The organism is Longimicrobium sp., assembly GCF_035474595.1.
Lineage (GTDB): Bacteria > Gemmatimonadota > Gemmatimonadetes > Longimicrobiales > Longimicrobiaceae > Longimicrobium.
The window spans coordinates 89,449-100,652 of record NZ_DATIND010000025.1 but is presented as its reverse complement, the minus strand read 5'-3'; the positions used below and the strand labels follow the sequence as shown (position 1 = coordinate 100,652).

The 11,204-nt window shown below is 74.5% G+C and carries 7 protein-coding genes; 5 read left to right on the top strand and 2 right to left on the bottom strand.

Annotated features, from left to right (window positions below; genetic code table 11):
- Window positions 1-619: 619 nt before the first annotated feature.
- Both VLK66_RS04355 and VLK66_RS04350 read right to left on the bottom strand, forming a co-directional pair.
- Window positions 620-2,143: an SdrD B-like domain-containing protein gene (locus VLK66_RS04355; protein WP_325308150.1), complete on the bottom strand. Its 1,524-nt coding sequence runs from the start codon at window positions 2,141-2,143 to the stop codon at window positions 620-622.
- Between the two features lies 1 nt (window position 2,144).
- Complete coding sequence (locus VLK66_RS04350) at window positions 2,145-5,102, bottom strand: carboxypeptidase-like regulatory domain-containing protein (RefSeq protein ID WP_325308149.1); 2,958 nt, start codon at window positions 5,100-5,102, stop codon at window positions 2,145-2,147.
- Window positions 5,103-5,448: 346 nt separating this feature from the next.
- On the opposite strand from VLK66_RS04350, the gene VLK66_RS04345 reads away from it, so the two are divergent.
- The 5 genes from VLK66_RS04345 to VLK66_RS04325 all read left to right on the top strand — a co-directional run bounded on the left by VLK66_RS04345 (window position 5,449) and on the right by VLK66_RS04325 (window position 11,129).
- A complete protein-coding gene (locus VLK66_RS04345) occupies window positions 5,449-6,081 on the top strand; it encodes a hypothetical protein (RefSeq protein WP_325308148.1) in 633 nt (210 codons plus the stop codon).
- Window positions 6,082-6,809: 728 nt separating this feature from the next.
- Window positions 6,810-7,523 carry a PEP-CTERM sorting domain-containing protein gene (locus tag VLK66_RS04340; RefSeq protein ID WP_325308147.1) on the top strand — a complete coding sequence of 238 codons (714 nt, stop codon included), beginning with the start codon at window positions 6,810-6,812 and terminating at the stop codon, window positions 7,521-7,523.
- A 74-nt stretch (window positions 7,524-7,597) separates the two neighbouring features.
- On the top strand, window positions 7,598-8,359 hold the full coding sequence (locus VLK66_RS04335; RefSeq protein WP_325308146.1) for a L,D-transpeptidase: 762 nt from the start codon (window positions 7,598-7,600) through the stop codon (window positions 8,357-8,359).
- A 295-nt stretch (window positions 8,360-8,654) separates the two neighbouring features.
- Complete coding sequence (locus tag VLK66_RS04330; protein ID WP_325308145.1) at window positions 8,655-9,008, top strand: hypothetical protein; 354 nt, start codon at window positions 8,655-8,657, stop codon at window positions 9,006-9,008.
- A 3-nt stretch (window positions 9,009-9,011) separates the two neighbouring features.
- Window positions 9,012-11,129, top strand: a complete 2,118-nt coding sequence (locus tag VLK66_RS04325) for a hypothetical protein (protein ID WP_325308144.1) — start codon at window positions 9,012-9,014, stop codon at window positions 11,127-11,129.
- Window positions 11,130-11,204: the final 75 nt, after the last annotated feature.

The following is an 11,204-nucleotide window of genomic DNA, read 5'->3' as shown; positions in this document are numbered from 1 at the left end:
AGAAGCGGCGCGCGCGCCGCTTCTCGAAGCCGCTTGATCCCCACTAACCAGGTGTCCACGAAAGTGGGGCAACTCCAGAGGACGCCTCTCTTTCATCCTTCCTGGAGCGCAGCGCGGGGGACGACTCGGGCTGGCTTCTCGGGGGATTTCGGCGCATGGGGGATTCGGCGGACGGAAGACGCCGAGCCCACTGCGTGAGGGATGCGCGCCCGGAGGGCCGGGACGGCGCCGCGCGCTCACCGATGCGGCGGACTCTCACGGAAGCCCGGCGCGGCGGCGGCCCGGCGCGGTTGGCAACAGTCGTATCGTTGCCTACCGCGCGCGCAGCCCGGTTTGGCGCCTAAGCGCCAAACACGCCCGAATCCTGATCTTTCGTTGATTCATACGGAATTCGGGGAACGATCGTGCAATCCGGAGCGCACGTGCGACCTCGCCGATAGATCCTTCGGCCTGCAACCGCTCGTGTGGAGGCAGCGACGGTGTGGCCGGCCTCAGGATGACGTCTTTCCGTACGTTTGTAATGCACAGGTGATCGCCAGATCCGCCACCAGATACAATCCGGCCCCGGGCGATGAAACCTCGCCCGGGGCCGGACCCCGCATCGGCCGCGATCGCCCGTCTACGGGAGCGCGGCGGCGGTGAACTCGTTCGAATACGCCGAGCACCCGGCGGCGTTGCAGGCGCGCACCCGGTACGTCTCGGCCACGCCGGGGGGGAGCGGCTGGTCCAGGAACGTCTGCACGTCGCCCGGCACCTGCCCCGCGTCGGCGAAGCCGCCCGTGTCCTTGCGCTGGATCTCGAAGCGCTGCTCCACCCGCGACAGGTCGCGCCACTGCACCTGCACGGCCCTGGTCCGCGGGAACGCCTGCAGGTTGTCGGGCGCGGCGGGCACGGTGGCGACCGTGACCTCGTCGGTGAAGGCGGAGCACACGTTGCCGTTGCACGCCCGCACCCGGTAGCCGTAGAACGAGTTCCCCGCCACCGGGTCCACCAGCGTCTGCACGCCCGGCCCCGGGCTGGCGACGCGCCCGAAGATGGGCGTGCCCCCGCCCCGCCGCTCCACCTCGAAGCGCGTCTCGTTCGTGCTCGCGTCGGTCCACGCCAGCGTGACCGTGGAATCCAGCGCCGACACCGTCACCCCGGTCGGCACCGCGGGGGCGAAGGGCGACACGGCGGCGGTGACCTCCAGGTCGGCGGCCGTGCGCGGGATCAGCACCCACCTTCCGGCGTCCGCCGAGGGGACGAGCACGCCGGAAAGGTTCATCACCACGCCGGGAACGTACGGCGTCAGCGCGAAGCGCACGCCGGGGCCCAGCCGCACGTCCAGCGGGCCCGAGCCGTCGTCCATGCGCAGGTAGCCGTTGCCGTCGACCGTGACGGTGTCGAGGATGGTCGCGCCCGCCACGCGCACCGCGGCGGCGTCGTACACGCCGGCCCCCGCGGCCGCGGCCGTGTGGCTGTCCAGCGCCACCGGCGTGGCATCGGGAAGGTGCGCGGTGGGGATCATGAGCGCCGAGTCCAGCACCACGAAGGTCCCCGCGCGGCCGGTGCGCCCCACCACGCGCACGCTGTCGCCCATCAGGTCGGCGCTGGTGATCTGCGCGCCCACCACGGCGCCCGGCGCGCGGATCGCGCGGTCGCCGTCCCACAGGAACGCCGTGTCGCCCACCAGCCCCACCACCCGCGCGGAGAAGAGCACCGGCACCCCCGCCGGGAGCGCGCGGACGGCGGCGATGGTGCGCGTGGGGTACGCCAGCGCCAGCCGCACCTGCGCGGCGAGCGAGTCGGCGGCCGAGACCGTAACCGCGCTGTCCTGCCCCGCGGTCACGCGCACGCTGTCGCCCAGCTGCGCCGCGTCCACCCGCACGCGGTAGCGGCCCACGGGAACGTCGCGGAAGGTGTAGACGCCGCCCGAGTCGGTGGTGACGGTGGCGGCCACGCGCCCCGACGCCCAGTCGGCCAGCGAGACGGAAAGGCCGCGGTAGGGGCGGTCGCCGGCGTCCAGCGCGCCGCTGCCGTTGCGGTCCAGGTAGGCGAAGCCGAAGAGCGACCCCGTGCCCGAAACCTCGAGCGGGGCGGGAACGGACTCGCAGGCGGCCAGTGCGGCGGCGGCCACGAGGGCGAGATAGGCGGGGCGGCGCATGTCAGTAGGCGAGCTGAAGGCCGATTCGCAGCGTACGCCCGGTGGCGCGGCGCAGGAGGGGCTCCCCGAACCCGGGGTTGGCCACGAGGGGAACCACGATCTTCCCCTGCGCGTCCGTCGACAGCGCGCGGGTGGGATCGACCAGGAAGAGCGCGCCGTCTACCGGGCCGCGCTCGCCGCCCAGCAGGTTCAGCCCGTCCACCGTCAGCCGCGCGGCGTGCGGGCCGCGGCGCAGCAGGTCTACCCCGGCGCGCAGGTCCAGCGAGTGGACGATGGGGCCGCGGCAGGCGTTGCGCACCGCGAAGCCGCCCTCCTGCGAGCGCAGGCAGGCCCAGCTCGCGGCCACGGCGGAGTAGCCGGTGATGGACGGATCGACGAAGGCGGGGTCGTTCGCCACGGAGCCGTCGCCGTTCGCGTCGACCCCCGCGCGGAAGCCGGCGGTGAAGGGGTCGCCCGAGCGGACGCGGTACACGGCGGCCAGGCTCGGCGTCCGCCCGCCCGCGCCGCGCACCTCGGCCAGCAGCACGCCGCGGTGCGGCGCGTCGAGCGACGAGCGCCCCTCGCTCCAGTCGGTGCCTTCCGCCAGGAAGGGGACCGGAAGGCCACCGGGGGTGATGCCGTCGGCCGCGAGGAGGTTGTCGCGCGTGCGCGAGAAGGTGTAGCCGGCCAGGAGGCGGAGCCCGGCGGTCGGGCGGCGCTCGACCGCGACGCTCAGCGCCATCCACTCCAGCCACCCGTCCAGGTCGATGGCGCTCACCCGGTCGAAGGCGGTGAAGCGGCGATCCGTTCCCGGCTGCGCCAGGAGGAGCGTGCCGCGCTGCACCAGCGTGCCGAAGAGCGGGCGGCCGTACTGGTCCGCGCCCGAAGCCTCGGGAAGGAGGTTCAGGTCCGCGCGGCGCGGGAGGAAGTCGGTGCGCCGCCATTCCGCGTCGACATGGAGCGCGGTCGCGCCGGGGAGCGCGGTGCTCAGCGAGAGGCCGGCGCGCGCGGCGCGGGGCGGCCCCCACTCGGGGGTGAGGATGGTGAGCGTCCGCGCCGTGCCGGGAACCGAGGCCGAGTCCGGCGCCGCGCCCCACGACCAGGGAACGTCCACCCCGCGGCGGACGCGCAGCGTGGCGCCGCTCCCCACCGCCTCGGCCAGCACGCCCGGGTCGGACTCGCCGGTGTAGATGCCGCCCTCGGCGCGCAGCCGCCATCCGCCGCCCGGGGGGGCGATGGTGAGCGAGCCGCGCGGGGCGATGCGGCTGGCGCTGGGGCGGACGTTGGAGGTGGCCATCCCCGTGCGTACCCCCCAGTCCAGGTCCAGGGGGATGTCGCCCGCGGGGACCTTTTCCACGTCGTAGCGCACCCCCAGCGCCAGCTCGATTCCGGCCGCCGGCGTCCACGTGTCCTGCAGGAAGCCGTAGAAGCGGGGAACGGAGAAGGCGGCGGTGCTCGACGCGCCCAGCGTCTGCGCGAACACGCCGCGGCCGCGCGCGAAGTCGTCCGCCCCGGAGAAGGTGAACTCGCCCGCGGCGCCGGGGGCGTAGGCGCGGTCGTGGTGCACGAAGTCCGCGCCGCCGCCCGCCTTGAGCTGGTGCTGGCCCGCGCGCACGTGCGCCACCGCCGAGCCGCCCGCCGAGGTCCGCCCGAAGCGCCCCGGGAACCCCTCGTGCGCGCCGAAGCCCAGCGCCCCGGAGACGACGCGGGTGAGGGTGAAGGCGCTGTCGCCCGAGGTGTAGTCGCGGCTGCTGCTCTCGAAGGTCCCCCGCACCTCCACCCCCACATCGTCGTCCAGCGGCACGGCCGCCTCGGCAGACGCCAGCAGGTCGCTTCCCTTCGCATTCCCGCCGCCCTCGGCCAGGTCGGTGAAGGCGCGACGCTGGGGAGAGAGAAGCGTCGCCCCGGCGGCGCGGAAGGAGAACGCCTGCCCGCCGGCGGTGCGCCAGTCGAAGCGCGCGAACCCCGAGCCGGTGTTCGTCTTCACCTGCCCGGGCGTGCCGTGCAGCGCCACGCCGAACGAGTCCAGCGCCAGCGTGGTGAGCGAGGAGACGAGCTCGCCGCTCCGCGAGGCCAGCTGCAGCGGCGACTCCAGCGAGCGCACCTCGGCGCCCACCACGAACTGCCCGGCGCCCTGCCCCAGCGGGCCGCCCAGCGTGGCCCCGCCCTCCAGCGCCGAGTGCGAGCCGCCCGCGGCGAAGGCGTCGGTGGCCTGCAGCGAGCCGCCCGACCACCACGCCCCGGCGTCGGCCGCGAAGACGCGGCCGCCGCGGCGGGTGAAGGCGTGCAGCGTGACCGGCGCGGCGCCGCCCCACTCCACGTCCACGGGCGCCGCCAGCACCTCGGCGCGCTCCAGGAAGCGCCAGGCGAAGGCCGCGCTCCCCAGCGGGTCCGGGACGCCGGCGGGGAGGGCGACCGAGTGGAAGGCCACGCCGTCCACCACCACGCTGGGCCCGGCGCCGAGCTCGCCGCCGGGCGCCAGGAGCGGGGCAAAGCCGGCCAGCGTTCCCAGCTCGCGGCGCTCGGCGGGGAAGGCCGCCAGCTCCGCCGCGCCGAAGCGCAGCCCGGCGGGCGGGCCGAAGCCGCCGCGCACCCCCGCGCGGTAGGCGGACGCGTCGACGCTGGTGGCGGCGGCATCGGCGGTCAGCGCCGCGTCCACCTGCGTGGTCTGGCCGGGCGAGACGGGGATGCCGGTGACGCGCAGCGGGCGGAAGCCGATGCGCTCCACCAGCACCTCGTACGTTCCCGGCACCAGCAGGCGCATGGCGAAGCCGCCGCCGGCGCCGGTGGTGGCCACGCGCGCCGAGCCGCCGGCGGCGTCGGTCACCGTCACCAGCGCGCCGGCCACGGGGGTGCCGCGGGCGTCGCGGGCCACGCCGCCCAGCGCGCCGGCCGTCAGGCTCTGCGCGCGGAGCGGGGGGGCGAGGGCGAGGAGGGCCGCCAGGAGCGGCACCAGGGAAAGGCGGGACAGGTGGACCATGGGAGAGGGTCCCAGCGGAGAGGAGCGGGATCACTGCAGCGGGAAACCGCGAACCGGACAACCGGGCAGGGGGCGTGCCCCGCGCCGCCGACGCCTGCATCCACGCCGATTTGCGTGCGCCGCCGCGCCATTCCGTGCGCGGCCGCCAGCCGTCGCGCGGGCACGACGCCCGTCGCGCACCTCCGCCACCTGTTGCGGGCGCGCCACACTCGGCGGACGATGCGGAGATTCGCGCCGCGCATGGAGATCGGGAGCCGCGCCGGGCAAGTGCCCGCCCGGCACGGAAGTTTCCACCGGCGGAGCGTCCGCATCTCCCCCGCTTCCTCTCCCTGACGCCCCCACCCGCGTGAACGCCTCCGCCCCGATCGACCCGGGGGTCCGGCTCGGCCCCCTCCGCGCCACGCTGGAGTGGCCGCCGCTGCGCCGCGCCATGCGGACGCTGCGGCACACGCCCGACCGCGCGCTGCACCGCGGGCGCCGCCGGGCCGCGCTCCGCCGGCTGCGCGGGCGGGAGCTTCCGGCGTCGGTGCTCTTCCTCTGCCAGGGGAACGTCTGCCGCAGCCCGTACGCGGCGGCGGCGTTCCTCCGCGCGCTGCCGCCCGCGGCACGCACGCGGGTGCGGGTGGAGTCGGCGGGGTTCATCGGGCCGGACCGGCCGCCGCCCGGGCCCGCGCTGAGCGCCGCCGCGGCACGGCGCATCGACCTGTCGGCGCACCGGTCGTCGCTCATCTCGCGCGAGCGCGTGGACGCGGCGGCGCTGGTGGTGGTGATGACGACCGACCAGGAGCGCTCCGTGGTCCGCGGGTTCCACCGCGACCGCGCGGACGTGGTCGTGCTGGGAGACCTGGATCCCGAGCCGATCGACACGCGCGCCGTGGAGGACCCGTGGGGGCGCGCGACGCACGCGTACGTGCGCAGCTACGACCGCATCGACCGCTGCGTGCGCGAGCTGGCGCGCGCGCTGGCCGGCGGCGGCTGAGGATCGATCTGCCGCATCCCCCTGCATCATCTCCAGAGCGGCTGACGATCGATCGCCCGCCTCCCTCTGCATCAGCTCCAGAGCGGCTGACGATCGATCGGTCGCATCCCCCTGCATCATTTCCAGAGCGGCTGACGACCGCTCGGCCGCACCCGCTCTGCACCGTCTCCAGTCGACGCTCTTCTCCGGTCGACGCTCTTCTCAAGTCGATGCTCTTCCAGCCGACGCTTTTCGGTCGTGGGCTGGCCTCCTCACCGGCGACTGAAGTCGCAGCAACAACTACGGGAAGCCTCGCAAACTGCGCGAGGCTGATCCGCGCATTCCGCGGCATCGGCGCGCACGACCGATCTCCTGATCGTCCTCCTGGAAGCGCAGCGCGGGGGCGACTCAGGATGACGCCGGGGCGCGCTCGACGTCGGGGTGCGCGTGGCGGCGGGGCGCGGAATCGGAGATTGTCTCCAGCTCGTCTCCCTTACATCCCCCTGAATCACCCCGGCAGGTCTCACCCGGATTCCGTGGGCGGAATCTGCTACAGTCGTTGCGTGGAGCGGGCGGATGTTGTGGCGGCGCTACACCAAACGCGCGTAAAAGCCAGCGATTCCATGTGTTTAGGCGTGGTATCGGCGTTGCTCAACAGGCTGTCCGGGTGTGTGCCGCCTGCCGCACGCCCGGCCCCGCGACGGAATTCCTCGTCGTGACGCTGGCCTGTCCCGAGCCCCGGGGTCCGCATGGCGCCGTATCGCCACATCCATCTGCTCCTGGCCCTGGTGGCCGCCACGCTCGCCGTGGCGCTGCCGCGGGCCGTCGCGGCCCAGGGCCCCGCCGCGCCCGACGGCGGCGGCGACGCCACCGCCGTGGCCGCACCCGCGGAGAGCGGCGGCAGCTCCGACGCCGCCGCCGCGCCTGCCGCAGCCGCTCCGCGCCACGGAAGCCTGGGCGACTACTTCACGGACTTCGTGGACCAGGGCCACGCCGAGGCCCGGCCCTGGAACCCCGCGGAAGCGGCCGACCCCGACACCATGAAGGTCCGCGTCTGCAAGGACCTTACACTGTGCTACGTGGCCACGCGGACCCCGTCCGTGGACCTGGTCATGGTGCCGTCGGTGCGCCCCTTCGTGATCGAGGAGACGCCGGTGCCCGAGCAGCCGCCGGTGGTGAACCGCGCGCGGCCGTTCCCCTACTGGTGGGGATTCATCCCCCTGGTCGGCGGCGGGCTGACGCTGGGGCACGGCGGGCACGGGGACACGCCGCCTCCACCGCCGCCTCCTCCTCCACCGGAGCCGCCCCCACCGCCGCCGCCTCCACCTCCGCCGCCGCCTCCACCCCCGCCGCCGGTGGTGCCGGAGCCGTCGACGCTGATCCTGGTGGGGTCGGGGCTGGCCGCGCTGGCCGCCGCCCGCAAGCGCAAGCGCCGCCGCGAGGGGCAGGCCGGACCGAAGTAGGGGGATGAAAGCGTGGGGCGGGCGGGGCGCACCAGGCGCGTGCCCGCCCGCCCCACCCGTTTTCCGGACTTACGATGCTCAGACGCTTCCCGACCCTCGCCGCGGCCCTGGCGGCGCTCGCCCTGGCCGCTCCCGCCGCTGCGCAGCCCGCGCAGCCGGCCCCGCCCGTGCCCCTTCCCGGCCCCGAAGCCAGCGCCGGGCCCGCCTCGCCGCTGCGCGACCAGGCGCTGAACGCGCGCGGCGTGCGGCTGGTGGTGTCGCTATACGACCGCCAGGTGTGGCTGATGGACGGCCGCATCGCGCTCTACACCGCCCCCGTCGCCGTCGGCAAGGAGGTGGTGATGGAGTACGAGGGGCGCGTGTGGGACTTCACCACCCCGCGGGGCATCCGGCGGGTGCTGGGGAAGGAGCGCAACCCGATGTGGACCGCGCCCGACTGGCACTACGTGGAGCTGGCGGCCATGCAGGGATGGAAGCTGGTGTGGCTGCAGGGCGGCGAGCGCGTGCCGCTGGCGGAGGGGGGATACGTCACCACGCGCGGCGGCCGGGTGGGGCGCGTGGCCCCGGACGGAACGTGGCACCCGGTGGAGCGCGGCGACGAGGCCGTGTTCGGCGACACCCTCTTCGCGCCGCCGCCGGGATCGGCGAACCGCACCATGCCGGGGATCCTGGGCGCCTACAAGCTCGACACCGGCAGCGGCATCTACCTGCACGGCACGCCGGAGCTCGCCTCCGTGGGCCGCCCCGCCACCCATGGATGCCTGCGCCTGCTGGACGGCGACCTCGAGTACCTCTACCGCCACGTCTCCGTGGGCACGCCCATCTACATCTACTGACGTCCGGGAGGGTTCCGCCGGCCTGGCCCCACACCGGCGACTGAAGAAGTCGCAGCAACAACGACGGGGAAGCCTCGCAAACTGCGCGAGGCTGATCCGCTCACGACGCCTCGGACCCGCGGGGATGCGCGGCCCGAGCCGGAGTGCAGATTCCGCATCGGCTTCCCCGGGGAGGGCCGGCGAGCCCGGAGCCGCCGCGCGGCCTCCGCCCCTGTCCCCTCCCTGCGCCGCATCATCCCCCGTCGTCCCTTCGGCCACGCGGCCGATCGTGCCGCCGCCACCTTCCCGCATCTCCATGCTGATCATCCGCGATGCGCAGATGGAAGCCTTCCGGCTCGCCGCGCTGCGGCCCGTGGAGGACAGGTGCGTCCGCCTGGTGCGCGAGCACTGGAGCGCCCTGTACGCCGCCCGGAGCGAGGCAGACGTCCGCGCCGAGCTGCGGCACCTGTTCGCCGTGGCCCCCCGCTGGGGCTTCCGCAGCGAGCGCGAGCTGTTCCGCCTGGCCAACGCCGCGTGCTTCCTGGGCCTGGGATTCCAGCGCGCCCCCGAGGCCGCGTGGGCGGTCCGGATCCTGGAAGACGCGGGCGCGGCGCCGGGCGCCAGGCTGCGGGCGCTCTTCGCCCGCTTCGACCCCGAAGCGGGAGCGTGACCGGTGACGGACATTGATCTCCTCGCGGTTCGGGCCGGGATGAAGCGGGCGCGGAACGTCGATCGCGACGCGGAGGAAGACCCCACGTTGGGCGATGCCGAGGTCGGCGTGACGAGGAAGCCCTGTATCCACACGGTGGTGCGCCCGGAGCTGGTGTTCGCGCGCAACGTGATGCTGCTGGACCGCGACTACCGCGCGCGCCACGCGGCGCACCTCCCTCCCATCCCCACCCCCACCGTATTGACGGCGCGCTTCGTGGCGGATGCCGTCTACGCGGGCCACGGCAACCTGTCCATCGCCGCGGGAGGCGCCCGCGTCTACACCGACGCGGGATGCACCACGCTGCTGCTCGATCCGGACGACGGGCTGCCGCTGACGGGGCCGCACCCGGTCCGCATCCCCAACGCGCAGCTCGCCGGCGCCGGCGTCACCCTGTACGTGCTGGGAGGCGCCCGTGGCGCTCTGGGCCTGCGGCTGGCGCTGGACCCAGCGGCCGGGCTGGTCGTGCAGGGGCCCGCCCCGGCTAACGCGACCGTGGTGGAGCTGACCCTCGAGGCGAGCACCTTCCGGCCATCGAGCGTGGCGCTGGTGGAAGGGCAGAAGATCGCCTTCGGGAAGCTTGCCGGAGTCCCGCCCGCCCTGGCCAGGAGCCTGCGCTGCCCCGTCACCATCCGGCAGAGCACGCCGCAGGTACCCGGTGCCCGGCTGATGCTGCGCAGCTCCGCGCCGGGCGTGAGCGTCCACCCGCGCGAGCGGGCGAGCGCGGTGGGCGACGCGGACCGGCTCGGCGCGGCCCAGCCCGACGCGGACCAGGTGCTGTGGGTGCAGGGCACGGCCGCGGGCGCGCCGGTGTGGCTTTCGCTGGGCCTGGAGCTGGCCGACGGCACGGACCTGGATCACGGCGATCTGCTCAAGGTGATCCCGGTTGCGCAGGGCGCCGTTTCGGTGGGGTTCGAGTGGGAAGTGAACGCCCTGATGGTGGAGCGCCACCACGACCTGGACCGCTTGCGCCTCGACACGAACTGGGAGGGCATCCCCTCGAAAGGGATCGTGTTCCAGTCGACGGTGGCGGCGCTGCGGATCGAGGCGGAGCTTCCGCAGGGCCGGATCGCCGAAAGCTACGGCGAGTTCGTGCTGGGCCCGGCCTACGACCATGCCCAGCTGGAGGGCCAGTTCGCCGAGCTGAAGCGGGTACACCGGGCGGTGGAGGTGCAGAGGCTCGCGTACGTCCGCACGCCCGCGGCGATCATGTCGCGCGAGCCGGGGCGCCACGCCGAGGTGTGGATGCCCACGGGGCACCGGGTGGCGCTGCGCCTGAAGGGCACCTGGGGCGGGACCGCGCAGGCCAGCTTCGCGGTCCCCCTCTGGATGCTTCCCAACTTTCTCGCTCGCTTTGACGAAGGGCCGGGCGACCGCGCCAAGCAGCACGCCGAGACGTTCGCGGCGCAGGTGGCGAACGACCTGGGCGTGCACGCCGGCCGCGAGGCCACCGACCTGCTGATCGGGCTGGTGGCGGCGTGCCAGTACTACGTGGAGGTGTTCCGCGGGCACCCCAGGCTCGGCGACGACGACGGGCCGAAGACGTCGCTCCACGTGATGTTCCGCACCGACTTCCATGCGATGTACGGCCGGCTGGAGAACGACCGGCAGCGCAGCGCCTTCGCGGCCTGGTGCGCGGCGCACCCGCACCGGGCAGACCGCCTTCTTCCCGCCGGCTACAGCACCGGCGGCGGCGGATTCGAGGCCCGGGGCCCCACCATCGCGAACTGGCTCGCGTCGGTGATCGCGCCCGGCGGCGCCCGCCACGGGAAGGACCTGATGTCGCCTCCGGCGGGGTTCCCGGACCATCACGGCCCGGAGGTGATCAAGTACGGGATGGGAAAGCTGGAGTGCGACGGCGTGACCGGCAACGTGATCGCGGAGTGCCGGGACATCCCCAGGAACGTGGCCGGTTTCGACATCTTCGTCGGAGCGGCGTTCGGCATCGCCGACGACTTCCTGCTCGCCGGGAACCGCACCTGGGTGGACCACGGATTGGAGGCACGCTGGGGGCCCAACCCGCTCCCCGTCGAGCGCAGGTTCCGGGGACTTCGGGGTGATCCGCTCGGCAACCAGCCCTGAAGCCTCGGTGTGGCCCCGGTTACCCGGGAGGTTGTTGCGGCCCCGAGTCCGCGAAGGCGGACTTTGTGCAGTTGT

Coding starts and splice junctions, on each gene's coding strand:
- VLK66_RS04355 (WP_325308150.1), bottom strand. CDS start 2,143: ATGCGCCGCCCCGCCTATCTCGCCCTCGTGGCCGCCGCCGCACTGGCC.
- VLK66_RS04350 (WP_325308149.1), bottom strand. CDS start 5,102: ATGGTCCACCTGTCCCGCCTTTCCCTGGTGCCGCTCCTGGCGGCCCTC.
- VLK66_RS04340 (WP_325308147.1), top strand. CDS start 6,810: ATGGCGCCGTATCGCCACATCCATCTGCTCCTGGCCCTGGTGGCCGCC.
- VLK66_RS04335 (WP_325308146.1), top strand. CDS start 7,598: ATGCTCAGACGCTTCCCGACCCTCGCCGCGGCCCTGGCGGCGCTCGCC.
- VLK66_RS04330 (WP_325308145.1), top strand. CDS start 8,655: ATGCTGATCATCCGCGATGCGCAGATGGAAGCCTTCCGGCTCGCCGCG.